This is a genomic window from Mesorhizobium sp. P2_B11 (assembly GCF_056404855.1).
This window is the reverse complement of the sequence record NZ_JBFUDF010000002.1, coordinates 869591-896143: the sequence shown is the minus strand read 5'-3', so window position 1 is coordinate 896143 and position 26553 is coordinate 869591. Positions and strand designations below refer to the sequence as shown.

Annotated in this window: 23 protein-coding genes; 14 read left to right on the top strand and 9 right to left on the bottom strand. The window is 64.5% G+C overall.

Annotated features, from left to right (window positions below; genetic code table 11):
- The first annotated feature begins 140 nt into the window (after positions 1 to 140).
- From AC1DYJ_RS08595 to AC1DYJ_RS08585, 3 genes are all read left to right on the top strand, one after another.
- Positions 141 to 890, top strand: coding sequence for an electron transfer flavoprotein subunit beta/FixA family protein (locus tag AC1DYJ_RS08595; RefSeq protein WP_477283426.1), 750 nt, complete (start codon positions 141 to 143; stop codon positions 888 to 890).
- A gap of 23 nt (positions 891 to 913) precedes the next feature.
- Positions 914 to 1843 (top strand): electron transfer flavoprotein subunit alpha/FixB family protein, encoded by a 930-nt coding sequence (locus tag AC1DYJ_RS08590; protein WP_477283427.1) that lies wholly within the window; start codon positions 914 to 916, stop codon positions 1841 to 1843.
- 120 nt (positions 1844 to 1963) lie between these two features.
- Complete coding sequence (locus AC1DYJ_RS08585) at positions 1964 to 2842, top strand: 3-hydroxybutyryl-CoA dehydrogenase (protein ID WP_477283429.1); 879 nt, start codon at positions 1964 to 1966, stop codon at positions 2840 to 2842.
- A 31-nt stretch (positions 2843 to 2873) separates the two neighbouring features.
- Here the strand turns inward: AC1DYJ_RS08585 and AC1DYJ_RS08580 are convergent, their stop codons facing one another.
- The 3 genes from AC1DYJ_RS08580 to AC1DYJ_RS08570 form a co-directional block, all read right to left on the bottom strand.
- Positions 2874 to 4823, bottom strand: coding sequence for a PAS domain S-box protein (locus AC1DYJ_RS08580; protein ID WP_477283431.1), 1950 nt, complete (start codon positions 4821 to 4823; stop codon positions 2874 to 2876).
- A gap of 204 nt (positions 4824 to 5027) precedes the next feature.
- Positions 5028 to 5666 carry an NrsF family protein gene (locus AC1DYJ_RS08575; RefSeq protein WP_477283433.1) on the bottom strand — a complete coding sequence of 213 codons (639 nt, stop codon included), beginning with the start codon at positions 5664 to 5666 and terminating at the stop codon, positions 5028 to 5030.
- Between the two features lies 1 nt (position 5667).
- Positions 5668 to 6204: a sigma-70 family RNA polymerase sigma factor gene (locus AC1DYJ_RS08570; RefSeq protein ID WP_112562252.1), complete on the bottom strand. Its 537-nt coding sequence runs from the start codon at positions 6202 to 6204 to the stop codon at positions 5668 to 5670.
- A gap of 204 nt (positions 6205 to 6408) precedes the next feature.
- Between AC1DYJ_RS08570 and AC1DYJ_RS08565 the strand changes: the two genes are divergently transcribed.
- The 3 genes from AC1DYJ_RS08565 to AC1DYJ_RS08555 all read left to right on the top strand — a co-directional run bounded on the left by AC1DYJ_RS08565 (position 6409) and on the right by AC1DYJ_RS08555 (position 10221).
- Positions 6409 to 7416, top strand: a complete 1008-nt coding sequence (locus AC1DYJ_RS08565) for an iron ABC transporter substrate-binding protein (protein ID WP_477283435.1) — start codon at positions 6409 to 6411, stop codon at positions 7414 to 7416.
- 154 nt (positions 7417 to 7570) lie between these two features.
- Positions 7571 to 9142, top strand: coding sequence for an ABC transporter permease (locus AC1DYJ_RS08560; protein ID WP_477283437.1), 1572 nt, complete (start codon positions 7571 to 7573; stop codon positions 9140 to 9142).
- Positions 9139 to 10221 (top strand): ABC transporter ATP-binding protein, encoded by a 1083-nt coding sequence (locus AC1DYJ_RS08555; protein WP_477283439.1) that lies wholly within the window; start codon positions 9139 to 9141, stop codon positions 10219 to 10221. The genes AC1DYJ_RS08560 and AC1DYJ_RS08555 overlap by 4 nt, the downstream gene beginning before the upstream one ends.
- A 66-nt stretch (positions 10222 to 10287) precedes the next feature.
- Here the strand turns inward: AC1DYJ_RS08555 and AC1DYJ_RS08550 are convergent, their stop codons facing one another.
- The 5 genes from AC1DYJ_RS08550 to AC1DYJ_RS08530 form a co-directional block, all read right to left on the bottom strand.
- Positions 10288 to 11091, bottom strand: coding sequence for a phosphodiesterase (locus AC1DYJ_RS08550; protein ID WP_477283441.1), 804 nt, complete (start codon positions 11089 to 11091; stop codon positions 10288 to 10290).
- A 73-nt stretch (positions 11092 to 11164) separates the two neighbouring features.
- Positions 11165 to 12265 (bottom strand): sn-glycerol-3-phosphate ABC transporter ATP-binding protein UgpC, encoded by a 1101-nt coding sequence (gene ugpC / locus AC1DYJ_RS08545; protein WP_477283443.1) that lies wholly within the window; start codon positions 12263 to 12265, stop codon positions 11165 to 11167.
- A 10-nt stretch (positions 12266 to 12275) separates the two neighbouring features.
- A complete protein-coding gene (locus tag AC1DYJ_RS08540; RefSeq protein ID WP_477283445.1) occupies positions 12276 to 13190 on the bottom strand; it encodes an ABC transporter permease subunit in 915 nt (304 codons plus the stop codon).
- A gap of 7 nt (positions 13191 to 13197) precedes the next feature.
- A complete protein-coding gene (locus AC1DYJ_RS08535; RefSeq protein WP_477426025.1) occupies positions 13198 to 14082 on the bottom strand; it encodes a carbohydrate ABC transporter permease in 885 nt (294 codons plus the stop codon).
- A 105-nt stretch (positions 14083 to 14187) separates the two neighbouring features.
- Positions 14188 to 15540, bottom strand: coding sequence for an extracellular solute-binding protein (locus AC1DYJ_RS08530; RefSeq protein WP_477283449.1), 1353 nt, complete (start codon positions 15538 to 15540; stop codon positions 14188 to 14190).
- A 281-nt stretch (positions 15541 to 15821) separates the two neighbouring features.
- Here AC1DYJ_RS08530 and AC1DYJ_RS08525 point away from each other — a divergent pair, with 281 nt between their 5' ends.
- Both AC1DYJ_RS08525 and AC1DYJ_RS08520 read left to right on the top strand, forming a co-directional pair.
- On the top strand, positions 15822 to 15992 hold the full coding sequence (locus AC1DYJ_RS08525) for a hypothetical protein (protein WP_477283451.1): 171 nt from the start codon (positions 15822 to 15824) through the stop codon (positions 15990 to 15992).
- 125 nt (positions 15993 to 16117) lie between these two features.
- A complete protein-coding gene (locus AC1DYJ_RS08520; protein ID WP_477283453.1) occupies positions 16118 to 18565 on the top strand; it encodes a bifunctional diguanylate cyclase/phosphodiesterase in 2448 nt (815 codons plus the stop codon).
- A 98-nt stretch (positions 18566 to 18663) separates the two neighbouring features.
- Here AC1DYJ_RS08520 and tlpA read toward each other — a convergent pair whose 3' ends face one another.
- Positions 18664 to 19344 (bottom strand): thiol:disulfide interchange protein TlpA, encoded by a 681-nt coding sequence (tlpA, locus tag AC1DYJ_RS08515; protein ID WP_477283455.1) that lies wholly within the window; start codon positions 19342 to 19344, stop codon positions 18664 to 18666.
- Between the two features lie 33 nt (positions 19345 to 19377).
- Here tlpA and argH point away from each other — a divergent pair, with 33 nt between their 5' ends.
- The 6 genes from argH to AC1DYJ_RS08485 all read left to right on the top strand — a co-directional run bounded on the left by argH (position 19378) and on the right by AC1DYJ_RS08485 (position 26532).
- Complete coding sequence (gene argH, locus AC1DYJ_RS08510) at positions 19378 to 20778, top strand: argininosuccinate lyase (RefSeq protein WP_477283457.1); 1401 nt, start codon at positions 19378 to 19380, stop codon at positions 20776 to 20778.
- Positions 20779 to 20848: 70 nt separating this feature from the next.
- Positions 20849 to 21055: a hypothetical protein gene (locus AC1DYJ_RS08505; RefSeq protein WP_477283459.1), complete on the top strand. Its 207-nt coding sequence runs from the start codon at positions 20849 to 20851 to the stop codon at positions 21053 to 21055.
- Between the two features lie 65 nt (positions 21056 to 21120).
- The gene (gene lysA, locus AC1DYJ_RS08500) at positions 21121 to 22389 is read left to right on the top strand and encodes a diaminopimelate decarboxylase (protein ID WP_477283461.1); all 1269 of its coding nucleotides are present in this window, start codon (positions 21121 to 21123) and stop codon (positions 22387 to 22389) included.
- Between the two features lie 40 nt (positions 22390 to 22429).
- Positions 22430 to 23368 carry a threonine/serine dehydratase gene (locus tag AC1DYJ_RS08495; protein ID WP_477283463.1) on the top strand — a complete coding sequence of 313 codons (939 nt, stop codon included), beginning with the start codon at positions 22430 to 22432 and terminating at the stop codon, positions 23366 to 23368.
- Positions 23369 to 23505: 137 nt separating this feature from the next.
- Positions 23506 to 26118, top strand: coding sequence for a TIGR02302 family protein (locus AC1DYJ_RS08490; RefSeq protein ID WP_477283465.1), 2613 nt, complete (start codon positions 23506 to 23508; stop codon positions 26116 to 26118).
- Positions 26119 to 26160: 42 nt separating this feature from the next.
- On the top strand, positions 26161 to 26532 hold the full coding sequence (locus AC1DYJ_RS08485; protein WP_477283467.1) for a glyoxalase superfamily protein: 372 nt from the start codon (positions 26161 to 26163) through the stop codon (positions 26530 to 26532).
- The last annotated feature ends 21 nt before the right edge of the window (positions 26533 to 26553 follow it).

Genomic DNA, 26553 nt, shown 5'->3' with positions numbered 1-26553 from the left:
AGGCGGCACAACATAAGAATTCCGTCTGGCCAGAAATTCCGTTTGGCCGGATTTCAGTCAGGAATGTCGGCTTTCGACAACTCTGCACAGGCGCACGCTGCTATAGCGCGCCCGAATATCTCAGGAGAGGTGACAGGCAAATGAAGATCCTTGTACCCGTGAAGCGGGTTGTGGATGCGAACGTCAAGGTTCGCGTGAAGGCTGATGGTTCGGCGGTGGAACTCGCCAACGTCAAGATGGCGATGAACCCGTTCGACGAAATCGCAGTGGAAGAGGCGCTGCGGCTGAAGGAAGCCGGCAAGGCCGAAGAGATCATCGTCGTTTCCATCGGCCCGCAGCAGGCGCAGGAAACCTTGCGCACCGCGCTCGCCATGGGCGCCGACCGCGCCATCCTGGTCAAGACCGACGAGCAGACCGAGCCGCTCGGCGTCGCCAAGGTGCTGAAGGGCGTCGTCGAGGCGGAACAGCCCGGCCTCGTCATCCTCGGCAAGCAGGCGATCGACGACGATTCCAACCAGACCGGCCAGATGCTGGCCGCCCTGCTCGGCTGGGCACAGGGCACCTTCGCCTCCAAGGTCGTGCTCGACGGCGACAAGGCCAAGGTGACGCGCGAAGTCGACGGCGGCCTGCAGACGGTCGAGCTGAAGATGCCGGCGATCATCACCGCCGACCTTCGCCTCAACCAGCCGCGCTATGCCTCGCTGCCCAACATCATGAAGGCCAAGAAGAAGCCGCTCGACGAAAAGAGCCCGGCCGATTACGGCGCCGACGTCAAGCCGCGCCTCAAGGTCATCAAGACCGAGGAGCCCAGCGGCCGCAAGGCGGGCGTCAAGGTCAAGAGCGTCGCCGAACTGGTCGACAAGCTCAAGAACGAAGCCGGCGTATTGTAAGCGATCGGGAAAGGAACAGAAAAATGACCATTCTCCTCATCGCAGAACACGACAACGCAACCCTTTCCGATCAGACCGCCAAGGCGCTCTCGGCGGCCCTGCAGATCGGCTCGGACGTGCATGTGCTGGTTGCCGGCAAGGGCGCCAAGGGCGCTGCTGACGCCGCCGCCAAGCTGAAGGGTGTCAGCAAGGTACTGCTCGCCGAAGCCGACGAGCTGGTCGAACGCCTCGCCGAACCGACTGCGGCACTCGTTGTCTCGCTGGCCGGCGCTTACGACACCATCATCGCGCCGGCGACCTCGTCGGGCAAGAACGTCGCCCCGCGCGTCGCGGCCCTGCTCGATGTCGCGCAGGTGTCGGAAATCATCGAGGTGGTTTCGCCGGACACTTTCAAGCGTCCGATCTATGCCGGCAACGCCATCCAGACGGTGCAGTCGAGCGACGCCAAGAAGGTGATCACCGTGCGCACCGCCTCCTTCCAGGCGGCACCCGAAGGCGGTTCGGCCGCAGTCGAGACCGTCAACGCGGCGGCCAACCCAGGCCTGTCCACCTTCGTCGAGAACAAGCTGTCGGAGACCGATCGTCCGGAACTGACCTCGGCCAAGATCATCATCTCGGGCGGCCGCGCGCTCGGCTCGGCGGAGAAGTTCCAGGAAGTCATCCTGCCGGTCGCCGACAAGCTCGGTGCCGCCGTCGGCGCTTCCCGCGCTGCCGTCGATGCCGGCTATGCGCCGAACGACTGGCAGGTCGGCCAGACCGGCAAGGTCGTGGCCCCGGACCTCTACATTGCGGTGGGCATTTCGGGCGCCATCCAGCATCTTGCCGGCATGAAGGATTCGAAGGTCATCGTCGCCATTAACAAGGACGAAGAGGCGCCGATTTTCCAGGTTGCCGATTACGGCCTGGTCGGCGACCTGTTCGTCATCCTGCCGGAGCTGCAAAAGGCGCTTTGACGCTTTCTGCCAAAGCGTATTAAATTGTGAAAGGGTGGGGTAGACGAAGCTGCCCCACCCTTTTAGTTTGCACTGCACAAAAAGCAGGCCGCAAAGGCCTTTTCGACGGGATCGCTGTAAATGGCCAAGATCGAGACGATCGGCATTATCGGCGCCGGCCAGATGGGCGGCGGCATCGCGCATGTGTCAGCGCTTTCGGGCTTCAAGGTGCTGATCTACGACCTCTCGCCCGACCGTATCGAGAAGGGCATTGCCACCGTCAGCGGCAACATGGCCCGCCAGGTCGGTTCCGGCAAGCTTGACGAAAAGCTGCGCAACGACGCGATGGCGCGCATTTCGGCGGCTCCCGCCATGGCCGATCTCGCCGGTGCGGATCTGGTGATCGAGGCGGCGACCGAGGACGAAACCGTCAAGCGCAAGATTTACGCCCAGCTCTGTCCGCAGCTCAATCCGGAAGCCATCCTGGCGACCAACACGTCTTCCATTTCGATCACCCGGCTGGCGGCGCAGACCGACCGTCCCGAGCGTTTCATCGGCATACATTTCATGAACCCGGTGCCGGTGATGAAGCTGGTCGAACTGGTGCGCGGCATCGCCACCGAGGACCAGACCTTCGAGGCCGCCAAGGCCTATGTGAAGCAGCTCGACAAGACGATCACCGTCTCTGAGGATTTCCCCGCCTTCATCGTCAATCGCATCCTGCTGCCGATGATCAACGAGGCGATCTACACGCTCTATGAGGGCGTCGGCTCGGTCGACGCCATCGACACCGCCATGAAGCTCGGCGCCAATCATCCGATGGGGCCGCTGCAGCTCGCCGATTTCATTGGCCTCGACACCTGCTTGTCGATCATGCAGGTGCTGCATGACGGCCTGTCGGATTCGAAATACCGCCCCTGCCCGCTGCTGGTGAAATATGTCGAGGCGGGCTGGCTCGGCCGCAAGACCGGGCGCGGCTTCTACGACTATCGCGGCGAGCATCCGGTCCCGACGCGCTAACCCGTTAGAACGCTAAAGTTCCCGTTCCCCCTCAGGACGCCGCCGCAAGCGGCGGCTCAGCTTGGCCTTTTGACCCGCTGTCGTCAGGCGCCACGGAAACACAGCCGCGGCCGGCGGCCTTGGCCGCATAGCAGGCGGCATCGGCCCGGGCGATGATCTCGTCGACTTCGCCCCTGCGGATCGGCGCTACCCCGATGCTGGCGTCGATCGCATGCGGCCGGCCGTCCCAGGTGAACTGCAGGCCGCGGATGGCGTCGATGATCGAGCGCGCGGCAATCCTGGCGCCGGCGCCCGATCCGGATTTCAGGATGACGGCGAATTCATCGCCGCCGAGCCGGGCGACGATATCCTCCGGACCAAGCGCGCCGCGAATGGCCACGGCAACCCGCTTCAGCAAGGCGTCGCCGGCGGCGTGACCGCCCGTGTCGTTGACCAGCTTGAAATGATCGAGATCGATGAACATGAAGTGATGCTCGCCGGTCGACCCGGTCGTACCGCCCGCCGGCTTTGCCGCGCCGGCCTTGCGGTTCCGATCGACCAGCTCCTCCATGGTGCGGATGAAGCTTGAGCGGTTGGCAAGGCCGGTCAGCGCATCATGCGCGGCGGCGTAGGCGAGCTGGCGCTGCAAGGCGCGCGCATCGGTGAAATCCTGAAAGACGATGACCAGGCCGCCGAACTCCTGGCGCTCGTTCATGATCGGCGACATCACCTGGCGGATGCTGCAGCGCGTGTCGTCGCGGCGGATCAGCACGGCGCGGCTGTTCTGATCGGCGGGGCTGGAGCCGCCGAGCGCCGGCCGCGTCATGCCGATCCTTTGCCCGGTTTCCTCGTCCACTGCCCAGTAGACATGGCCAAGCGTCTTGCCGAGCGCCTCTGCGCCGGCTACGCCGGTCAGCTTTTCGGCGATCGGGTTCATGAAGGTGATGCGATTGGCGGCATCGGTGCAGATGACGGCGTCGCCGATCGACTGCAGCGTCACCCTCAGCCGCTCCTTCTCGTCCGCCAGCGCCGCCGCCGATGCGATCAGGCTTTCCTCGGCCTGCTTGCGCTGGGTGATGTCGGTCAGGCTGCCGATGGCCCGGATCAGCCGGCCCTCCCTGTCGCGTTCGAGCGTCTTGCCGCGATCGAGGATCCAGACCCAGTGGCCGTCCTTGTGGCGCATCCTGAACTCGGCCTCGAAAAACGGCGTCCTGCCCTCAAGATGCGCGCGGTCGGCTTCGGCCACGTTTTCGCGATCGTCGGGGTGGATCATCGTCAGCCAGCGGTCGGGGTCGCCGTCGAGCTCGCCCTCGTCATAGCCCAGCATCTTCACCCAGGTGGCGGAATAGGTGGTGCCGCCCTTGCGCATGTCGAGGTCCCAGACGCCCTGTCCGGCGCTGGCCAGGGCAAAGTTCCAGCGGGTTTCGGCTTCGGCTATGCGCGCCTCGGATTGCTTGCGCGCGTCGATATCCTCAATCTGCGAGACGAGGTAGAGTGGGCGGCCGCTCTTCTCGTCGCGAATGACGGAACCGGCAAGATGGGCCCATACCGGCGTGCCGTCCTTCTTGAGGTAGCGCTTTTCGAAGTGGAAGGCGTTGACGGTGCCCGCCCGCATGCCGTCCATCGTTTCGCGGCCGATCTGCACATCGTCGGGATGGGTGATCTGGAAGAAGGTCAGCGCCTCGATCTCTGCCTTGCTGTAGCCGAGCATGGCGGCGAAGGCCGGATTGGTTTCGTGGATACGGCCATCGAGGCCGACAATGGCGATGCCGATCGCCGAATCCTCCATGGCGCGGCGGAAGCGCTGCTCGCTCTCGGCGATCTGCCGGCGGTCGTCGAGTATCCGGTAAATGAACAGCGCGGCGAGCATCAGCGCCACGGCGGCGACCGGCACCGATATCTGCAGGCAGAGCTTCAGCACATCGGCGCTGACGTCGAGCCGCGACAGCAGCAGCGCCATGACGGCGGCGCAGAAGCCGCCGGCGGCGAGCACCAACGCCACTTGACTGTCAGCCCGCAGGCTTTTGCGTTTCCATCGCATCACTGTGCATGCCACCCCGTGCGCAACACATTTCTGCAAAAAACACTGGATGATCGATTTTAAGGAAAGGTTGCGCCAGAGCCACCGGCAACACGGTTAACCCGCAAACAATTGCCAGCATGATTAAGGATCGGTGATTATTGCGGGCTATCTCAGGCGGGCCGGTTACCAGCGCACGAAGAACCGCCCGCCGAGCGCGCCGAGCCCGGCAAGGACGGCGATCGCGAGCGTATACCAGGTGGCGACGAACAGCGGCGAATCGTCGAAGCAGTGCGCGGCGTAGAAGGTCGCCGCCAGGCCGCCGGCCAGCAGGCCTGCGACCGCGCCGGCAAGCACCGGCCGCGTCGGCGCGCCATAGCGCAGCATCCACAGAAAGACGGCAAGCGGCCCGATGCCGATCAGCGGGATGAAGCCCATGCAGATCATCATGTTGGAGCCGACCATGCGCGTGCTCCACATCGGCTCCGGCACCATGAACAGTTCGAGCGCCACGGCCACGGCCACCAGCAGCGGCGCCGCAAGCATCCAGGCTGCGGCTCTCGCCGTCGAAGCGCCCGGCGTCGACAGCGCCCGGATCAGGCCAAAGGCGGTGATGGCAAGCACGAGGGTGAAGACGAATTTCGCCAGGAACCGCATCGTGTGCATGGCGATCATGATGTCGGGGCGTGGGCCGATGGTGAGAAAGAACACCACCGCTGCGATCACCACCGCGGCTGCCGCAGCCATCCACCAGGCCGAGCGCAGCGGCATCGCCTTGCTGCTGATATCAGCGTCGAGTGCCTTGATGAGATCTTCGGTTCTCATGTCACTGCCGCCCGAACCGTTTGGCGATCGCGGCAAGCCCGCGATGCAGCGATACCCTGACCGCCGTCTCGCTGACGCCGAGCTTGGCCGCCGTCTCGCCGATCGAGCGGCCGTCGACAGAGATGGCCGAGACCACGGAACGCTGCGCCGGCGGCAGGCCGTCCAGCGCCCGGTTGATGTCGCGTTCGCTGACGGTCTCGGTTTCCGGCTCGGCAAAAGTCTCGGCGATCTCGTCGATCTCGATCTCGATCCGCCGGCCGCGCCGCCGGAACGCATCGATCAGCTTGAAGCGGGCAATCGCATAGATCCACGGCAACACCGGCGCATCCTGGCGCCAGGTATGCCGTTTCACATGAATGGCCAGCAAGGTTTCCTGCACGACATCCTCGGGGTCGACCCCGCCCTGTACGATCTTGCGCCTGACGAAGCCGCGAACCAGCGCGGCGATCCGGTGCAGAAAGTCGGCGTAAGCCCTTTCATCTCCCGCAATCGCGGCCCGCATCAGCCGGGAAAGCTCGGCCTCATCCTTGCCGCTCACAAGAGTTCACTCCCCGATCTTCGCGCTTCGGCGCTGATTTGTTACGTGGCCAACGAAATAATGTCCAAGCCAAAGTGCCGCAAAATCACGAAAGTTTGCGGCCCGGCGACGGATTGAAGCAGTCCACCAATGTTGACTATGGTATTCAGGTATAGGTAGGTGCGGCCGTGCAAAACCAGAACCGCCGAGATTGAGGATGACGCCATGAAATACACCCTTTCCACCCTGGTCGGCGCCACCGCGCTGGCAATCGGCATGATCGCCGGTCCCGCAATGGCCAAGGATGCCGGCATCATCGTCTACAACGCCCAGCATGAGAGCCTGGCCAAGGAATGGGTCGAAGGTTTCACCAAGGAAACCGGCATTAAGGTCACGCTGCGCAATGGCGGCGACAGCGATTTCTCCAACCAGATCGTCGCCGAGGGTGCTTCTTCGCCGGCCGACGTGTTCCTGACAGAAAACTCCCCGGCCATGACCCTGGTCGAGGCTGCGGGCCTTTTCGCGCCGGTCGACGCCGATACGCTGGCCCAGGTTCCGGCCGAATTCCAGCCGAGCAGCGGCAAATGGGTGGGTGTCGCGGCGCGCAGCACCGTCTTTGCCTACAACAAGACCAAGCTCACCGCCGACCAGTTGCCCAAATCGATGCTCGATCTCGCCGATCCCGCCTGGAAAGGCCGCTGGGCCGCCTCGCCCTCCGGCGCCGATTTCCAGGCCATCGTCAGCGCGCTGCTTGAGCTCAAGGGCGAAGCCGCCACCGCCGACTGGCTGAAGGCCATGAAGGAGAATTTCACCGCCTACAAGGGCAACGGCACGGTGATGAAGGCGGTCAATGCCGGCGAGATCGAAGGCGGCGTCATCTACCACTATTACTATTTCGGCGATCAGGCCAAGACCGGCGAAAACAGCAAAAACGTCGAACTGCACTACTTCAAGAACCAGGATCCCGGCGCTTTCGTCTCGATTTCAGGCGGCGGCGTGCTGGCCTCGAGCAAGCATCCGAAGGAAGCCCAGGCGTTCCTGAAATGGGTAACCGGCAAGGGCGGCCAGGAGGTGCTGAAGACCGGCACGTCCTTCGAATACGCGGTCGGCAAGGGCGCTGAGTCCAACCCGAAGCTGGTGCCGTTGGTCGATCTTCAGGCGCCGAAGGTCGATCCGGCGACCCTGAACTCCAAGAAGGTGACCGACCTGATGACGGCAGCCGGCTTGCTTTAGTCCGGGTTCGTCCTAAAAGGGCAACGTTTGCGCTCCTGCGAGGTTTTCCGCAGGAGCGCTCTGTTTTCGAGATCGCACCGTCCATGACGACACATTGCGTTTCCGGCCGCACTCGCGGCGCCCCCGCCCCGGCGGCAGTGGCGCGGCCGAGCTGATGCAGTCTGCGGTCGATCTCGCACGTTCAGGCCAGGCAGCCGGGCGGTCCCGCCGGCAGCCCATGTCCTGGATCGCGCTTGCCGCCATCATCGTCTCGCTGCTGTCGTTGCTGCCGCTTGCCTTCATCATCTGGATCGCGGTGCAGACCGGCTGGGATACCGTCTCGGCCCTGGTTTTCCGGCCGCGCGTCGGCGAACTCCTGGTCAACACCGTGCTTCTGGTGGCGCTCGCCGTCCCCATCGCCATCGTGCTGTCGATGGCGCTGGCCTGGCTGACAGAGCGCAGCGACCTGCCCGGCGCTCGCCTCTGGGCCTGGCTGTCGGTGGCGCCGCTCGCCATCCCCGCCTTCGTCCATTCCTATGCCTGGATTACCCTGGTGCCGGGACTGCACGGCCTGTGGGCCGGCGTGCTGGTGTCGGTGCTTGCCTATTTCCCCTTCCTCTATCTGCCGATCGCGGCGTCGCTGCGCCGGCTCGATCCCGCTTTGGAAGATGCTGCCGCAGCGCTCGGCCTCGGACCGTGGCGCGTGTTCGCACGTGTCGTGCTGCCGCAGCTGAGACTCGCCATTTGCGGCGGCGCGCTGCTGGTCGGTCTGCATCTGCTTGCCGAATACGGCCTCTATGTCTTCATCCGCTTCGACACTTTCACCACCGCGATCGTCGACCAGTTCCAGTCGACCTTCAACGGCCCCGCCGCCAACATGCTGGCCGGCGTCCTGGTGACCTGCTGCTTCGTGCTGCTTGCTCTGGAGGTGCTGGTACGTGGCGAAGAGCGCTATGCCCGCGTCGGCTCAGGTGCGGCGCGCCACCGGCAGCGCTCGAGGCTCGGGCGCGCCACGCTGCCTTGCCTTGCTCTGCCTGTCATCACCACGCTGCTCGCCATCGGCGTGCCCTTCGTCACCATCGGCCGCTGGCTGGTCGCCGGCGGCGCCGATGTCTGGCGTTTCGACGAGATCGGCCTCGCGCTTGGCCAGACGCTGTTCCTGGCGCTCGCCGGCGCCCTGCTTGCGACCGTGGCCGCCATGCCGATGGCCTGGATCTCGATCCGCGCGCCGGGGCCGCTGCAGCGGCTGCTCGAGGGCTGCAACTACATCGTCGGCTCGCTGCCCGGCGTCGTCATTGCGCTGGCGCTGGTCACCATCACCGTGCGCATCGCCATGCCGCTCTACCAGACGCTGTTCACCATCCTCGTCGCCTATGCGCTGATGTTCCTGCCACGCGCCTTGATCAGCCTGAGGGCGTCGATCGCGCAGGCGCCGGTCGAGCTCGAACGCGCCGCCGCCAGCCTTGGCCGGCCGCCGCTGAAAGCGCTGTGGTCGACGACGATCCGCCTGTCGGCGCCTGGCGCCGCCGCTGGCATGGCGCTGGTCGCGCTCGGCATCATGAACGAACTGACCGCCACCCAGATGCTGGCGCCCAACGGCACGCGCACGCTGGCCATGGCGTTCTGGTCCTACAGCGGCGAGATCGACTATGCCTCTGCAGCGCCTTACGCCTTCATCATGGTGGCGATGTCGCTGCCGCTGACCTGGCTGCTCTATGTCCAGTCGAAACGGATGGCCGGACGATGAGCTTTCTCGAAATCAGCGGCCTCACCAAGCATTACGGCCCGGTCGCCGCCCTTGCCGGCGTCGACCTCAGCGTCGCCAGCGGCAGCCGCACCGCGATCGTCGGCCCGTCCGGCTGCGGCAAGACCACCTTGCTGCGGCTGATCGCCGGCTTCGAGGCGCCCGACCAGGGGCGCGTCGTGCTCGACGGCGAGGTGCTTGCCAATGGCGGCCATGCGGTGCCGGCGCATCGCCGCGGCATCGGCCTGGTGGCGCAGGACGGCGCGCTGTTCCCGCATCTCAGCATCGGCGACAATATCGGCTTCGGCATGGCCCGCGGCGAGGACCAGCGCACTGAGCGCATCGCCGAGCTCGCCTATACGGTCGGGCTCGACAAGGCGATCCTCAAACGCCGCCCACACCAGCTCTCCGGCGGCCAGCAGCAGCGCGTGGCGCTGGCCCGCGCCATGGCGATGAAACCCAGGCTGATGCTGCTCGACGAGCCGTTCTCGGCGCTCGACACCGGCCTGCGCGCCTCGATGCGCAAGGCGGTCGCCGAATTGCTCGAAGCCGCCGGGATCACCACCATCCTGGTCACCCACGACCAGGCCGAGGCTCTGTCCTTCGCCAGCCAGGTCGCGGTCATGCGCGAAGGCCAGTTCTCGCAGGTCGGCACGCCGCGCGAGCTTTATCTGCAGCCGAAGGACCGCATGGTCGCCGAGTTCCTCGGCGACGCCATCATCCTGCCGGCAAAGATTTCAGGCGGCTTCGCCACCTCCTCGCTTGGCCGCATTGCCGTCGACTCGAAGGAGCGCCGCGATATAGCCCGCATCATGCTGCGGCCGGAGCAGGTGCAGGTGAACCGCACCGCGCGCGAAGGCATGTCGGGTCCACCGGGCACGATCTTCGCCGAGGTGACGGAATCGGAGTTCGCCGGCTCGATGTGCACCATTGCGGTGCGGCTGTTGAACAACCCCGATCCGCCCGACGCCGCGGCCATCGGCAACACGCCGCTGATGCTGCGCAAGCCGGGCATCGATGCGCCGGCGGTCGGCGAGATCGTACGGCTGACCGTCTCAGGCAAGGCGCATGTCTTCGCCTGACCAGAGCAATTCCAGGAAAAGTGTGCAGCGGTTTTCCTGAGAGAATTGCGGCAAGCAAAATTTTTCCTATCGGACTCTCTGACCCGTCGCCGGTGACCAGAGCGGCCAAGTCTCAAGGAAGTCGTTGTTGTGCACGACCACGCGTCGGGCGGCAGCGTCGATGAGAACGATGCCGTAGGTCGGCGGCGCCTGCTCGACAACCTCATCGCCGACGAGGTCGAGCATGAAGCGGGCATGCAGGCCGCGCTGCGCGGTGAACGGAATTCCGGCGACCGTGCCGGCAATGTCGCGATGGACATGGCCGAAGAAGATATGGCCGACATTGCCATGGCGCGTCAGCACTTCGAGGAAGCGCTGCTTCTGTTCCAGGCCGAGCGGGTCGAGCAGCGGCAGACCGAGCTCGACCGGCGGATGATGCAGGAAGATGTAGGCCTGCCGTCCCGCCGCCTCAGTAAGCCGCGCGTCGAGCCAGGCGAGCCGCTTGTCGCAGAGTTCGCCGGTGACGCGGCCTTCGGCCAGGCTGTCGAGGAGCAGCAGCGATGCCTCCGGCGTATCGAAGACCGACTGCACGAAGCCGCTTTCGTCGGTCGGATTTTCAGGGAAGGCCGAAATGAGATTGGTGCGCCGGTCGTGATTGCCCGGCAGCAGCCGATATGGCAGCGAAAGCCGGCTCAATGCCTCTTTGAGATCGGCATAGCTTTCCGGCGCTCCGGTCTCGGTCAGGTCGCCGCTGAAGACGCAAAGCGCGGCATCGCCATGCCGGGCATTGATGTGGTCGATGCAGCGGTCGAGCCGCTCATGCAGATCGACGCCAAAGCGGATCTCGCCGCGCCGGCCCAGATGGACATCGGTGACCTGGATGATTTTCATGCGACATTTCCTTGGGAACTGCTTTCCGTCCATCCGAAGCGGACGGCAACTTGCTAGCCGATGGTTCTGAAAATCAGAGCGCCGGTTCCGGCACCGAAGCCTTGAACACGTCGAGGCGGCTGCCGGTCTCCGACGAGAAGAAATGCAGGTCGGCTTCCGAGAACTGCAGGCCGACTGTGCTGCCCGGCACCGGGTGGACCGTCTCCGACGTCACCACCGAGAACGACGCGCCGTCGAGATCGACATAGACAACGCGTCCGGCGCCGAGTTCCTCGACCAGATCGACGGTCGCTTCGAGAGCGCCCGGCGTGCCGGCCGCGACCAGCCGTACGGACTCCGGCCGGATGCCGACCGCGACCTTGCTGCCGACCGGCAGGCCGGCGCGTGAAACGTTGAGCTTGCGGCTGTCGCCAAGCAGCGACAGGCCGTCGAGCGTCACGGTGCCCTCAAGTATGTTCATCGCCGGCGCGCCGACGAAGGTGGCGACGAAGCGGCTCGCCGGGCGGCTGTAGACTTCGGCCGGCGTGCCGACCTGTTCGACGCGGCCGCCATTCATCACCACCAGCCGGTCGGCCAGCGTCATCGCCTCGACCTGGTCGTGGGTGACGAACACCGAGGTGGCGGCGAGCCGGCGGTGCAGCTTGCGTATTTCCGAGCGCATCTGCACGCGCAGCTTGGCGTCCAGGTTGGACAGCGGCTCGTCGAACAGAAACACCTTCGGCTCGCGGATCATGGCGCGGCCCATGGCGACGCGCTGGCGCTGGCCGCCGGACAGCGCCATCGGCTTGCGGTCGAGCAGATGCTCGAGCTCCAGCGTGCGCGCAACTGCCTGGATGCGCTGTGTGCGCTCGGCGGCGGGAACGCCCGATACTTTCAGCGAATAGCCGATGTTCTGCGAAACACTCATATGCGGATAGAGCGCGTAGTTCTGGAACACCATGGCGCAGCCGCGCTCGCGCGGCTCGAGCTTGTTGACCACGGTGCCGTCGATAGCGATCGTGCCGCCGGAAATGTCTTCCAGGCCGGCGATCATGCGCAGCAGCGTGGACTTGCCGCAGCCGGATGGCCCGAGAATGACGACGAACTCGCCGGACGCGAAGTCGAGGTCGACACCGTGCACGACCTGCGTCTTGGCGTAATTTTTCTTGACGCCGCGGATGGTGATGGAAGCCATTGCTTGCTCCTTATTTCTCGGTGGCGATCAGGCCGCGCACGAACCAGCGTTGCATGAGCACCACGACGACCAGCGGCGGCAGCATGATGATCAGCGTGCCGGCCATGGCGATGTGCCATTCAGGGGCGCCGCCGACATTGGGGATGAGCTGCTTGAGTTCGGTCACCGCTGTCGCGTGCGACTGGTCGGTGGTGATGAGCAGCGGCCACAGATACTGGTTCCACGCCCACAGGAACATGATGGTGCCGAGCGCGGCCATATTGTTTCGCGACAGCGGCAACAGAATATCGATGAAGAAGCGCAGCGGACCGGCGCCGTCCATGCGTGCGGCCTCGGTCAGCTCGTCGGGAACGGTCAGGAAGAACTGCCGGTAGAGGAAGGTGCCGGTGGCTGTCGCGATCAGCGGCAGGATCAGGCCGGGATAGGAATTGAGCATCCCCAGATTGAGCGCCACATGCACGCCCGAAACCTTCTCGATCAGCCAGGATAGACCGGTCAGATCCATGATCGTCTGGTAGGGTTCGAGCACATTGGCGACGACCGCATAGGTCGGCACTATTCGCACTTCCAGCGGCAGCATCAGCGTGATGAAGATCAGCCAGAAGATGAAGGTGCGTCCGGGATAGCGGAAATAGACGAGAGAGAAGGCGGTGAGGGCCGAGATGATGACTTTGCCGGCGGCGACGCCGGTCGCCATGACGAAGCTGTTGAAGAGCTTCGGCCCGAGGTCGGCCGTTACCCACGCCGTCTTGATGTTGACCCAGAAGTCGCTGCCCGGCAGCAGCGACATCGGCACGTCGTTGACGTCCTTGATGTTGTGCGACGCGGCGATGGCCACGATGACGAACGGCGCGATGCAAAATACGAAGCCGACGAACAGGATCACATGCGTGAAGAAATTCAGGAACGGGGTGCGCTCTACCATGGCCATCTCACCTGTAGTGCACGCGCCGCTCGATGAAGCGGAACTGGAAGATGGTCAGCACGACGATGAGCAGCATCAGGATGATGCTCTGTGCGGCGGCACCGGAATAGTCCAGCCCTTTGAAGCCGTCGGAATAGATCTTGTAGACCATCAGATTGGTGGCGTTCGCCGGCCCACCAGAGGTCATGATGTCGACGATGCCGAAGGAATCCTGGAAGCTCTCGGTGATGTTGATGACGAGCAGGAAGAAGATCGTCGGCGTGATCAGCGGGAACTGGATATCCCAGAAGCGCCTGATGACGCCGGAGCCGTCCATCGCCGCCGCTTCGATCAGCGAACGCGGAATGGCCTGGAACGCGGCCAGGAAGAAGATGAAGTTGTAGCCGACATATTTCCACGAAAAGGCGACGATGATCGAAGCCATGGCATCAGCGCCGTCAAGGCCGGGATCCCAGAAGCCGGGCCACATCTGGTTAACGACGGCCATGAAGCCGGCTTCCGGCGCCAGGATGAAGCGGAACGCCAGCGCCAGCGCGGGCGCGGCGATGCCGTAGGGCCAGATCAGCACCACACGGTAAAGGCGCGAGCCGGCAAGCTGGCGATCGGTGAGCGCGGCAAGCACAAGCGCGATGAACATCGCCAGGCCGGTGCTGATGCCGGCGAAGATGAGGCTGGCGCTGATCGAATTCCAGTAGTCTGCGTTGGACAGGATCGAGCGAAAATTGTCGAGCCCGACCCAAATGTTACCGCCGCCCCAGGGCTGCTGCAGCGTCAGCGACCAATACACGGCCTGGCCGGCAGGCCAGTAGAAGAAGGTGAAGATCAACAAGAGCTGCGGCACCGCGAAGAGAATGCCGATAGTCCACCTGCTGAAGGTAACGCGCTTTTCCATCGATCCGCCGATGCCGTTGAACCGCCGGCCCGTTTTCCTGGGTGAGACTAGATACGAAATGGCCGCCCGTCGATTCTTGGCGGGCGGCCATACCGGTATCCGGGGTTAGGGCAGGGTCTTGCCCGGATAGGTCTGCTGGAAGCGCTCGAGAATGGCGTCGCCATTCTTGACCAGCGTGTCGAGGCCTTCCTGGACGCTGACCTTGTTGGCGAAGATCGCCTGCATCTGGGTGCCGAACTCGGCGCGGATCTGGGTGAAATTGCCCAGGCGGATGCCGCGGGTGATTTCGCTCGGCTCGGACGCGGTCAGGCTGGCGATCGCGACTTCACGGCCCTTGTAGGGCGCCTTGTCGTAGAAGCCCTGGGACTTCAGGTAGTCGAAGCCCGACTTGGTCACCGGGATGTAGCCGGTGTTGGTCGACCAGAACAAAGCGGTCTTGGGGTCGTGGATGAAGTTCAGGAACGCGGCTGCGCCCTTGTATTCCGCATCCGACTTGCCGGAGAGCACCCACAGCGAAGCGCCGCCGACGAGCGAGTTCTTGCGCTCGGTGCCGGCATAGACCGGCAGCTCGGCGACATCCCAGTTCATGCCTTCCTTCTGCGTGCGGCCAACGGTGCCGTGGTCACCGACCGAGGTCAGGATGACCTGGCAGGTGCCGGTGGCGAAGGACTGCACCATATCCTGACCGAGGTCCTTGGACTTGATCTTGACCAGGCCGGCGTCATACCACTTCTTCAGATCGGTGACGTACTGGACGAACTTGGTCTTGTTGACTTCCAGACGGGCGTCGAGACCGTCATAGCCATTGTTCTTGGTGGCGATCGGCTGGTTGTGCAGCGCCGAGAACTGCTCCATCAGCTGCCAGCTTTCATTGGCCGAGATGTTGATCGCCATCGGGCACTCATAGCCGGCGGCCTTCAGGGCCTGGAGATCGGCGGCGACATCTTCCCAGGTCTTGGGCGCTTCGGTCTTGCCGATCTTGGCGAAAGCGTCCTTGTTCCAGTACATCAGCGGCGTGGACGAATTGAACGGGAACGAGAGCATCTCGCCCTTCGACGTCGCATAGTAGCGGGCGATGCCGGGGAAATAGTCGGCGTAGTCGATCTTGTAGCCGTTTTCTTCCATCAGCTTGTCGGCGGGCTTGTACGCGCCCGACAGCATCATGGTGGCGGTGCCGACGTCATAGACCTGGACGATGGCGGGCTGTTTGCCGGCGCGGAAGGCGGCGATGGTGTTCTGCAGCGTGGCGTCATAATTGCCCTGGCTGGTGCAGACGACTTCATAGTCGGCTTGCGAAGCGTTGAAGTTCTTGCACAGCGTATCGACGACGCGGGCGAGATCGCCCGACAGGCCGAACCAGAAATCGAATTTGACCGGCTCCGCGGCAGCCGGCTGCGCCAGCGCAATGCTGAAGGCCCCGGCGGCAAGGGCCGCAAGGCCCTGCTTGAAGATCGACATGGATTTTATCCCTCTTGAGTGGCTGATGACATCAGGCTTTGCGCAAGTCCCTTGCCGCTCTCATAGAGAAGGTATGTGACAGTTCTGTTGTGCCCTTTCGGGCCTGTGGACAGCCCGTCTCTCCTCCTCGACGGCCACGCCGGCATGAAACCGTCACATCGGCGCTCTAGGTAGCTAGGGCGCTTCGGAACGGCGAAAAGGCCCGGCCGAAAGAATGATTATCCGGCTAATGTGTCTTGCCGGATGACGGGCCAGATGACAGGCCTGGAGTGGAGAGACGAATGCTGGTCCGGCAATTGACGCATGTGCCCGTCGCCGACCGCCAGGCGATGCGCGAAGGCCCGCTCGACAGCGCCACCCATCTGCGTCATGCAGCCGCCATTCCCGCGCTCGGCCAGATCGAGGTCGGCGGCACGGCGTCGCGCGAGAAGGCCGGCGAGAGCCTGGAGTGAAGAAGATCGCCGCAAGGTACAACCCGAAAAACCCGCTGTAGTTGTGGTGCGCATAACTGATTCTTCAAGCGCCCCGTACTAATCAAGTCGATGGCTTGATTGCCGGGGAGAGCAGGTGGGGCGAGATGCTGACGGTCTATAATTGCATCGTGCACGAGCACGATCTGAGACTGGTCGCACTGGCAGCCCTTATTTGCGGTATTTCTTCCTTCTCGGCGGTCAATCTGCTTCGCCATGTCGACCGCTCAAGCGAGCGCAACCGCTATACCTGGCTGATGATATCAGCCACTTCCACCGGCTTCGGCATCTGGGCGACGCATTTCATCGCTATGCTTGCCTTCTCTCCGGGAATACCAAACGCCTACAATGCCGAACTGTCGGCCCTTTCGCTTGCCGCTTCCGTTGCCCTGACCGCCGCCGGCATGTGGATTGCCACCTTGCGCCGGAGCATCGACTACGCCCTGGTCGGCGGCGCGATCCTCGGTGCCGGCATCGCCGCCATGCATTATATCGGCATGGCCGCTTTCGAGGTCGAAGGGCGCATCGTCTGGAACCCGCTGCTGGTCGCCGTCTCGCTGCTGGCAGGTATCACCCTCGCCGCGCTGGCGCTGCTGGTCGTGCTGCGGCGCCCGTCGATGCAGGCGACCATCGGCGCCGCCATCCTGCTGACGCTGGCGATCTGCACCCTGCACTTCATCGCCATGGGCGCGGTGTCGATCTTCCCGGACTCCTCAATCGAGATATCGCAGTTCACGGTCGAACCGGTGTCGCAGGCCTTCGCCGCCGCTGCGGTCAGCCTGGCGATCCTGGTGCTTTCGGCAGCGGCGCTGTGGATCGACCTGCGCTTCCGTCGTCACAAGCTCGAGGCCGAGCGCATGCACGGCCTCGCCAACGCCGCCGTCGAGGGCCTGATCGTCTGCGACGGTGCCCGCATCGTCAGCGCCAATGACAGCATCGCCGCGCTGACGGGCATGGCGCCGGAAGTATTGAACGCGATGCTGCTCGGCGACCTCTTCGGCGAACGCATCGCGGCGGGCATATCCGACTGCACAGGACAGGCATTGGAGGCAGAGCTCAGAGCCCATGACGGCACCGCCATCCCCGTCGAACTGATCGCCAGGAGCATCGACTATTGCGGCAAGCCGCACAATGTCGTCGCCGTGCGCGACATCCGCGAACGCAAAAAGGCCGAGCAGGAGATCCTGCGCCTCGCCCATTTCGACCCGCTGACCGGGTTGCCCAACCGCCGCAGTTTCTCCGGCCGGCTCGAGGCCGAAATTTCCGCAATGGGCCGCAGCGGCAAGCGCGAGCATCTAGCACTGCTGTTGCTCGACCTCGACCGCTTCAAGGAGGTGAACGACCTGTTCGGGCACGGTGCCGGCGATGCCATGCTGCAGAAGGTGGCGCTATGCGCCTCCGGCGTGCTCCGCCAGGGGCAGATGCTGGCGCGTCTCGGCGGCGACGAGTTCGCCATCATTGTCCCTAACCTTCCCGATCCGCAGGCGGCCGGCCGAATTGCCGAGCAGGTGTTGGCGGCGATGCGCGAAGAAAACCGGCAGTCGGTCGGTGGCGGCCTGGTGTCGGCCAGCATCGGTATTGCGCTTTATCCGCTCGACGCCGACGAGCCGACAACCCTGGTCAGCCATGCCGACACCGCGCTCTATCGCGCCAAGGCCGAAGGCAAGGACACCTACCGTTTCTTCGAGGCCTCGATGGGCGCCGAGGCGCGCGACCGGCGCGTGATGGAGCACGAACTGCGCCAGGCCATAGCGCGCAATGAGTTTCGCCTCGTCTACCAGCCGCAGAAGGAGATCAGCAGCGGGCGGATGCTCGGGTTCGAAGCGCTCATCCGCTGGCGCCATCCGCAGCGCGGCGACGTGTCGCCGGCGACCTTCATCCCGGTGGCCGAAGACAGCGGCGTCATCATCCAGATCGGCGAATGGGTGCTGGCGACCGCCTGCGCCGAGGCTGCGCGCTGGAAGAACCCTTTGACCGTCGCGGTCAATGTTTCGGCGGTGCAGCTCCACAACCCCAATTTCAGCCGCAATGTGCATGAAGTCCTGCTCCGCTCCGGCCTGTCACCCGGCAGGCTCGAACTCGAGATCACCGAAACAGCGCTGGTCAAGGACATGCCGCGCGCGCTCGCCACCTTGCGGCAGGTCAAGGCGCTGGGCGTGCATGTGGCGATGGACGATTTCGGCACCGGCTACTCCTCGCTGTCCAACCTTCGCGCCTTCCCCTTCGACAAGATCAAGATCGACGGCTCGTTCATCAAATCGGTCGACAGCAACGGCCAGGTGGCGGCCATCGTGCGCGCGGTGCTCGGCCTTGGCCGTGGTCTCGGCCTGCCGGTTCTGGCCGAGGGCGTCGAGACACTGGGCGAGTTGAAATTCCTCGACGCCGAGGCCTGCGAGATTGGCCAGGGCTATTATATTGGCCGGCCGAGCCCGATCGAGGCGTTCAGCGAACTGACCGGCGTCACTGCACCGCCAGTTGAGACCGACACCCCGGTCAAACCGCGCGGCGGCAGCATCCTGATGCTCGAACCGGCGGCGGCGCTTCGCTCGGCCTAGAGCAATTTCAGGAAAAGTGTGAAGCGGTTTTCCGTCCGGAATTGCGTCAAAACAAAGAGTTAGGGTGGGTCGCCGTTTCCATGAAACGGTGAACCGCCCTAATGGGCGAGTGCGGCCTCTACGAGCCGCTTGGCATCCGGCCCCGACCATTCGGCGGGCCCGTTCATGTGCGCGACCAGGCAGCCTTCGCCGTCGATCAGCATGGTGACGGGAAGGCCGAGCGCCAGGCCACGCGTCTTGACGTCGTTGAACAGCGCCAGCGTCGAATCCCGGTAGTAGCCGAGCGACCCGATGCCGATATCGGCGAGGAACTTCTTCGGCTTCACATCGTCGCCGGCATCGACATTGACCGCGACCACCTCGAAGGCGTCGCTGCCCTTTTCCTTCTGCAGCGCGTCGAGCGCCGGCATTTCGGCACGGCAAGGCGCGCACCACGTTGCCCACAGATTGAGCAGCACCGTCTTGCCGGCGTGGTCGGCGATCGTCATCGGCTTGCCGTCGGGACCGTTGAAGGCGAGGCTTTTCAGCGATTGCGGCGGATCGGCCGGCAACAATGCGGCAACCTGGCCCGTAGCCGCGGCGGCGACCTTCTTGGCGCGGTCGCTCTTGGCGGCGCAGGCGACATCATCCTTGCTGGCGCCGGCGGCACCGCCAGAGGCTGCGTTGTTGCCAGAACCGCTCTCGCTGACATATACCGCGACCGCGCCGGCCAACACGCCCGCCACCAAAGCGGCGAGGATCAGGCGCGGGGCCGGGAAGTATCTATTGCCGTCTGCCATTTTCTAAACTGCTCCGGAGCACGGGTTATAGCGATGAGCGACAAGAAGGCCAGCAACCAGATGTGGGGCGGACGTTTTGCCTCGGGTCCGGCCGCAATCATGGAAGCGATCAACGCGTCGATTTCGTTCGACCGCAAACTCTATGCGCAAGACATAAGAGGTTCGATCGCTCACAGCGAAATGTTGGCGCAAACGGGCATTATTTCGGCGGCCGATCAAGAAAAAATCGCTCACGGCCTGAACACGATCCTGAAAGAGATCGAGGCCGGGACGTTCGAATTCTCGACCCGGCTGGAAGACATTCACATGAATGTCGAGGCACGCCTCGCCGATCTGATCGGCCCGGCCGCCGGCCGCCTGCACACCGCCCGCTCGCGCAACGACCAGGTGGCGGTCGACTTGAGGCTCTGGGTCAAGGACGAGTGTTTTCGCGTTGCCGCGGCGCTGAAGGGGCTGATCGCTGCTTTCCTCGATCGAGCCGAGGAACATGCGGCGACCGTCATGCCGGGCTTCACCCACATGCAGGCAGCGCAGCCGGTAACCTTCGGCCACCACTGCATGGCCTATGTCGAGATGTTTGCGCGTGACCTGTCGCGCGTCCGCGACGCCATCGAGCGGATGGACGAAAGCCCACTCGGTGCGGCAGCCCTGGCCGGCACCAGCTTCCCGATCGACCGTCACCAGACCGCCAAAGCGCTCGGCTTCCGCGAACCGATGCGCAATTCGCTCGACAGCGTTTCCGACCGCGATTTCGCGCTGGAGTTTTTGAGCCTGGCAGCGATCTGCGCCACGCATCTGTCGCGGCTCGCCGAAGAGATCATCATCTGGTCGACGCCGCAATTCGGCTTCGTCAGGCTGTCGGATTCCTTCTCCACCGGCTCCTCGATCATGCCGCAGAAGAAGAACCCGGACGCCGCCGAACTGGTGCGTGGCAAGACCGGCCGCGTCACCGGCCATCTGGTCGGCCTGCTGACCGTGATGAAGGGCATGCCGCTGACCTATGGCAAGGACATGCAGGAAGACAAGGAATCCGTCTTCGACGCCGCAGAGACGCTCGACCTGATGCTGGCGGCGATGACCGGCATGGTGCGCGACATGACGGTGAACGCGGCCGCCATGAAAAAGGCCGCCGGCTCCGGCCACGCGACCGCAACCGACCTCGCCGATTGGCTGGTGCGCACGCTGGGCCTGCCCTTCCGCGAGGCGCATCACGTGACCGGTCGCGCGGTGGCACTTGCCGAAGAGAAGAAGGTCTCCCTGGAGAAGCTTTCGCTGGAGGAGCTGCAGTCGATCAATCCCGGCATCACAACGGATATCTTCTCGGTGCTTGCCGTGCAGAATTCTGTGAAGAGCCGCACCAGTTTCGGCGGCACCGCGCCATCGGAAGTCAGGAAGCAGATCCGCTACTGGAAAAAGCGCATTCCAAAGGCATGATGCCGGGGTGCAATGCACCGAAAACTCGGTTAAAAGCTGCAGCACGTAAAAGTTTCGGACGGATGGATCGATGACCGCACGCAGGATTTTGGTGACGCTGACCCTGCTGGCAGCGATGGCTGCCGTGACCGCCTGCGGCCGCAAGGCCGGTCTCGACACGCCCTATGAAGCGGCCGTCCAGGCCCGCAAGGACGCCGCGCGGGCCAAGCAACCGGTGCCGCCGGAGCCGGAAAAACCGGTCGTGGACAAGAAGTTCATCCTCGACCCGCTGCTCTAGAGTCGATGAGACCGGCTTAGGTCCGCTAAGCCAGGTCTCCTGCTCCAACTTCCGGAAACACTCTCGTGAACCATTTCGATTACCGCGACGGCGTGCTCCATGCCGAGGACGTGGCAATACCAGACATCGCCGCAAGCGTCGGCACGCCGTTCTATTGTTATTCGACGGCCACGCTGACCCGGCATTTCCGCGTCTTTGCCGATGCCTTCGCCGGGCTCGACACGCTGGTCTGCTACGCCTTGAAGGCGAATTCCAACCAGGCGGTGCTGCGCACGCTGGCAAAGCTGGGCGCCGGCGCAGACACCGTCTCTGAAGGCGAAATGCGCCGCGCGCTCGCCGCCGGCATCCCCGCCAACAAGATCGTGTTTTCCGGCGTCGGCAAGACCGCGCGCGAAATGGATTTCGCGCTCGAGGTCGGCATTCTCTGCTTCAACGTCGAATCCGAGCCGGAGCTGGAATTGCTGTCGGCCCGCGCCACGGCACTCGGCAAGGTGGCGCCGGTCTCGCTGCGCATCAACCCGGATGTCGACGCCAGGACGCACCGGAAGATCTCCACCGGCAAGGCCGAAAACAAGTTCGGTATCCCCTGGCAAAGGGCGCGCCAGGTCTATGCCCGCGCCGCCGGCTTGCCGGGCATCAAGCCGATCGGCATCGACACCCATATCGGCAGCCAAATCACTGAGCTGCAGCCCTTTGACGACGCCTTCGCGCTTCTGGCGGAACTGGTCGGCGCGCTGCGCGCCGATGGCCACGCCGTCGAGCACGTCGATGTCGGCGGTGGCCTCGGCATCCCTTACCGTACCGACAACAGCCCACCGCCCTTGCCCGATGCCTATGCCGAGATCGTCAGAAAGCAACTCACCAAGCTTGGGGTAAAGGTGATGTTCGAGCCGGGCCGGCTGATCGTCGGCAATGCCGGCATCCTGGTCTCGGAAGTGATCTTCGTGAAGGAAGGCGACGCCAAGAATTTCCTCGTCGTCGATGCCGCCATGAACGATCTGATCCGGCCGACGCTCTACGATGCCTTCCACGACATCAAGCCGGTGGTGCAGCCGCCGGCCGACACGCCGCGCATGGCGGTCGATGTCGTCGGCCCGGTCTGCGAGACCGGCGACTATCTCGGCCTCGACCGTGACTTGCCGAAACTCAGGTCCGGCGACCTGATCGCCGTCTCGACGGCCGGCGCCTATGGCGCGGTGCAGTCCGGCACCTACAACACAAGGCTTCTGGTGCCCGAGGTTCTGGTCGACGGTGACCGTTTCCATGTCGTGCGCCAGCGCCAGACCTATGACGAGCTGATCGGCCTGGATTCGGTGCCCGACTGGCTGAAATAGGCGGCGCCCGCCCGACCTGCGCCGCTCCAAGGAGAACGCAATGCCACACAGCAACATCACGCGCGAACGCATCGCGGCGATGGAACCGCGCATCCGCCCCTACATCAGGCACACACCGGTGCTGCGGGTCGACATGGCCGATTTCGACCGGCCGCCGCTGGCGGTCGACCTCAAGCTCGAATGCCTGCAGCATTCCGGCTCGTTCAAGGCGCGCGGCGCCTTCACCAATCTGCTCGAACGGCCGGTGCCCGCGGCCGGCGTCGTCGCGGCTTCAGGCGGCAACCATGGCGCCGCTGTCGCCTATGCCGCCATGCGGCTCGGCCACAAGGCGACGATCTTCGTCCCCGAAGTCAGCCCGGCGGCCAAGCTGCAGCGCATCCGCGGTTACGGCGCCGAACTGGTCGTCGGCGGCGCCCGCTATGCCGAAGCGCTCGCCGCCAGCGAGGCTTTTGCTGAAAAGACCGGCGCGCTGCAGATCCACGCCTTCAACCAGGAGGAGACGCTGGTCGGCCAAGGCACGCTCGGCCTCGAAATCGAGCAAGACCTGCCTGAGATCGACACGCTGCTGGTCGCCGTCGGCGGTGGCGGCCTGATCGGCGGCATCGCTGCCTGGTTTGCCGGCCGCATCAGGATCGTCGCCATCGAGCCTGAGGGCGCACCGACGCTGCATCGCGCCTTCGAGGCCGGCCATCCCGTCGATGCGCCGGCCGAAGGCGTCGCCGCCGATTCGCTGGCGCCCAAGCGCGTCGGCGAAATGATGTTCCCGATCGCCGAGGCCTTTGTCGAGCGCTCCATCCTGGTCACCGACGACGCCATCATCGAAGCGCAAAAAACGCTGTGGGAGCGGGTGCGGATCATCGCCGAGCCAGGCGGCGCCGCAGCCTTTGCGGCCCTTTTGTCCGGCCGCTACACGCCGGCGCCGGGCGAACGGATCGCTGTCCTGGTCTGCGGCTCGAACACCGATCCGGCGAAATTCTGAACCTTGCTTTGACTGAATTGCTGGTGGAAACCCGCCAAAGCTCTTCAAGTTTTCCGGAACCGCCTCGCCTTTGCCGTGTTTGCTGGTAAACTTGCATTGGTTGAGTCCGGGCTATCCCGCCCGGGCAGGAAGGGCCGATGACGGAAAGCCCCATTTCCAGCGGCGATCGCAGCCTGGCCGGGCGGCTTGCCCTGAGCCGGCTGGCAACACGCCTCTCGATGACGGTCGAGCGCGGCTGGCCGCTGCTTCTGCCTCTGGTCATCGTCGCCAGCCTGTTCCTCAGCCTCTCCTGGCTCGGCCTCTTTCCTCGCCTGCCTGACGTTGCGCGCATTATTCTGGTCGCGGTGTTCGGCATTGCCACGCTCGCTGCGCTCTATCCGCTGCGTTTCTTCAAGCTTCCGTCCGCCGCCGAAGTCGACCGCCGCATCGAGGCCGCCAACCAGTTGCAGCACAGCCCGGTGCTGGTGCAGACCGACCGTCCGAGCGGCAAGGAAAGCATCTTTTCCCAGGCGCTGTGGCGCGAACATCAAAAGCGCATGGCCGACAAGCTCGGCAGCCTCAGTGGCGACCTGCCGCGCACCCTCGTGCCGGAACGCGACCCATGGGGGCTGCGCGCCATCGCGGCGCTGCTTCTGGTTACCGCTTTTGCCTTCTCCTTCGGCCCGTCCGGCGGCAGGCTCTCCGATGGCTTCCGCGCCCATGCGGCACGCGACATCGTCCCGCCGCGCATCGATGCCTGGGTGACGCCGCCGGCCTATACCGGCAAGCCGCCCATCTTCCTGACCACGCCAGTGCTTGATAACAATGCCAAGCAGGCGACCGCCACCTTCACCGTGCCGCAGGGCAGCGACGTCTCGCTGCGCGTCACCGGCGGCTCCGGCGAGGAAACGCTGAGCTTCGCCGACAAGGGTGGCAATGCCCGCACCATCGACCCGACGGGTCCGCAGGCGGCCGCGATCAAGGCAGCTGCAGTGAACCCGGCGACGCCCAAGTTGCGCCAGTTCACCGGCAAGCTGACGGCCGACGGCACGTTGACGCTGAAATCGGGCGAAGCCGATCTCGGCCAGTGGGCATTCGCGGTGATCCCCGACAAGCCCCCGACGATCCGCTTCGTCGGCGAGCCCAAGCGCGCCGTCAACGGCTCCTTCGAGCTCAACTACCAGATCGACGACGACTATGGCGCGGCGACCGCCAAGGCGGTTTTCGCCCTGGCCGATCCGGCAGCGCCCGATGCGCATCCGCTCTACGGTCCGCCTGAAATGCCATTGGCGCTACCGCGCCGCGGCGGCAAGGCGAACGCCGCCAAGACCACCAAGGACCTCACCGAACACGTCTGGGCCGGCGCCAGCGTCAAGCTGTCGCTGGTCGCCACCGACGATGCCGGACACACCGCGACCAGTGAAACCAAGACCATCTTGATGCCCGAGCGGCCCTTCGCCAATCCGCTGGCGCGGGCGGTGATCGAGCAGCGCCGCCTGCTGGCGCTCGATGCCAACGCAAAGCCGCGCGTGCTCGACCTGATGGACGCGATCACGCTTCGGCCCGAAGACACGTTCGACAACATGTCGCATTACCTCGCCATCATGAGCGCCCGCAGCCGGCTGAAGATGTCCGACAGCGACGACCAGCTGCGCAGCGAGGTTGCCTATCTCTGGGAAATCGCGCTCGGCATCGAGGAAGGCAACCTGTCGGCCGCCGAAAAGCGCCTGCGCCAGGCGCAGCAGGCGCTGCAGGACGCCATCAAGCGTGGCGCCAGCGACGAAGAGATCGAAAAGGCGATGAAGGAACTGCGCGAGGCGATGAACGAATTCCTGCAGGAATTCGCCGAGCGCGCCAAGCAGAACCCGAACGCGCCGCAAATGCAGCAGAATGGCCGCGAGCTGCGCCAGAGCGACATCGACCGCATGATGGACCAGATCGAGAACCTGGCGAAATCAGGCGACCGCGACAAGGCGCAGGAGCTGCTGTCGCAGCTGGAAAACATGATGAACAACCTGCAGGCCGGCCGTCAGCAGCAAGGCGGCGAGCAGGACAGCGAGATGCGCCAGCAGATGGACAAGCTGGGCGAAATCATGCGCCGTCAGCAGGAGATGATGAACGACACCTACCGCATGGACCAGATGCAGCGCGGCCAGGGCCAGCGAGATCAAGACCAGCAACAGGATGGCGACCAGCAGCTCGGCGGACAGGATCAGGACAAACCCGGCCCCGGTGACGATCGCGATCCACTCGCCCGCAAGAAGCCGATGACGGCGCAGGAATTCGCCGAGGCGATGAAGCAGCTGCAGGAAGGTCAGGGCCAGCTGCAAAGCGAGCTCGACAGACTGAAGAAGGGCCTGGAGGGCATGGGCATGCAGCCCAATGAAGGGTTCGGCGAAGCCGGCAAATCCATGGGCAATGCCGAAGAGTCGCTTGGCGAAGGTGAAGGCGACCAGGCTGTCGGCCATCAGGGTCGTGCGTTGGAAGCGCTGCGCAAGGGCGCCAAGGAGATGATGAAGCAATTGCAGGCGATGCAGGGCGACCAGGGCGGTAGCCAGGAAGGCGGCCGCCAGCAGGACGCCGACCGCGATCCGCTGGGCCGGCCACGCGCCAGCCGCGGGCCTGATTTCGGCGATTCGGTGAAGGTTCCCGACGAGATCGACGTGCAGCGCGCCCGCCAGATCCTCGAAGCTATCCGCAAGCGGCTCGGCAACGCGCTCAGCCCCGACATCGAGCGCAGCTATCTCGAGCGGCTGCTCGAACTGAAGTAGCGTCGCCCGGGGCGATCCGAATCCAACCGAAATGGTGACGCCATGCCCAAACTCGGTGCTGTAACGCCCATCTTGCGCATCTTCGACATTGCCAAGGCGCGCGAGTTCTACCTCGACTTCCTCGGTTTCGAGGTCGAGTTCGAGCACCGCTTCGACGACAATGCGCCGCTCTATATGGGCGTAATCCGCGACGGCTGCGTGCTGCATCTGAGCGAACACCACGGCGACGGCGCGCCGGGCGTGGCCATGCGCATCCAGGTCGAGGACATCGCGGCGCTTCATCGCGAACTGATCGGCAAGAAGTATCGTTTCGCCCGGCCGGGTCTCGAAACCACGCCCTGGCAAAGCCGCGAAGTATCGGTCGCGGACCCCTTCGGCAATCGCCTGCATTTCTACGAAGATACGGCAGGCTAGGCAGTTCCGGGAAAGAGCCGC

Excerpts from the sequence above, each read along its gene's own strand:
- AC1DYJ_RS08595 (WP_477283426.1), top strand. The coding sequence starts at position 141 with ATGAAGATCCTTGTACCCGTGAAGCGGGTTGTGGATGCGAACGTCAAG.
- AC1DYJ_RS08590 (WP_477283427.1), top strand. The coding sequence starts at position 914 with ATGACCATTCTCCTCATCGCAGAACACGACAACGCAACCCTTTCCGAT.
- AC1DYJ_RS08585 (WP_477283429.1), top strand. The coding sequence starts at position 1,964 with ATGGCCAAGATCGAGACGATCGGCATTATCGGCGCCGGCCAGATGGGC.
- AC1DYJ_RS08575 (WP_477283433.1), bottom strand. The coding sequence starts at position 5,666 with ATGAGAACCGAAGATCTCATCAAGGCACTCGACGCTGATATCAGCAGC.
- AC1DYJ_RS08565 (WP_477283435.1), top strand. The coding sequence starts at position 6,409 with ATGAAATACACCCTTTCCACCCTGGTCGGCGCCACCGCGCTGGCAATC.
- AC1DYJ_RS08560 (WP_477283437.1), top strand. The coding sequence starts at position 7,571 with ATGCAGTCTGCGGTCGATCTCGCACGTTCAGGCCAGGCAGCCGGGCGG.
- AC1DYJ_RS08555 (WP_477283439.1), top strand. The coding sequence starts at position 9,139 with ATGAGCTTTCTCGAAATCAGCGGCCTCACCAAGCATTACGGCCCGGTC.
- AC1DYJ_RS08550 (WP_477283441.1), bottom strand. The coding sequence starts at position 11,091 with ATGAAAATCATCCAGGTCACCGATGTCCATCTGGGCCGGCGCGGCGAG.
- ugpC (WP_477283443.1), bottom strand. The coding sequence starts at position 12,265 with ATGGCTTCCATCACCATCCGCGGCGTCAAGAAAAATTACGCCAAGACG.
- AC1DYJ_RS08540 (WP_477283445.1), bottom strand. The coding sequence starts at position 13,190 with ATGGTAGAGCGCACCCCGTTCCTGAATTTCTTCACGCATGTGATCCTG.
- AC1DYJ_RS08535 (WP_477426025.1), bottom strand. The coding sequence starts at position 14,082 with ATGGAAAAGCGCGTTACCTTCAGCAGGTGGACTATCGGCATTCTCTTC.
- AC1DYJ_RS08530 (WP_477283449.1), bottom strand. The coding sequence starts at position 15,540 with ATGTCGATCTTCAAGCAGGGCCTTGCGGCCCTTGCCGCCGGGGCCTTC.
- AC1DYJ_RS08525 (WP_477283451.1), top strand. The coding sequence starts at position 15,822 with ATGCTGGTCCGGCAATTGACGCATGTGCCCGTCGCCGACCGCCAGGCG.
- AC1DYJ_RS08520 (WP_477283453.1), top strand. The coding sequence starts at position 16,118 with ATGCTGACGGTCTATAATTGCATCGTGCACGAGCACGATCTGAGACTG.
- tlpA (WP_477283455.1), bottom strand. The coding sequence starts at position 19,344 with ATGGCAGACGGCAATAGATACTTCCCGGCCCCGCGCCTGATCCTCGCC.
- argH (WP_477283457.1), top strand. The coding sequence starts at position 19,378 with ATGAGCGACAAGAAGGCCAGCAACCAGATGTGGGGCGGACGTTTTGCC.
- AC1DYJ_RS08505 (WP_477283459.1), top strand. The coding sequence starts at position 20,849 with ATGACCGCACGCAGGATTTTGGTGACGCTGACCCTGCTGGCAGCGATG.
- AC1DYJ_RS08495 (WP_477283463.1), top strand. The coding sequence starts at position 22,430 with ATGCCACACAGCAACATCACGCGCGAACGCATCGCGGCGATGGAACCG.
- AC1DYJ_RS08490 (WP_477283465.1), top strand. The coding sequence starts at position 23,506 with ATGACGGAAAGCCCCATTTCCAGCGGCGATCGCAGCCTGGCCGGGCGG.
- AC1DYJ_RS08485 (WP_477283467.1), top strand. The coding sequence starts at position 26,161 with ATGCCCAAACTCGGTGCTGTAACGCCCATCTTGCGCATCTTCGACATT.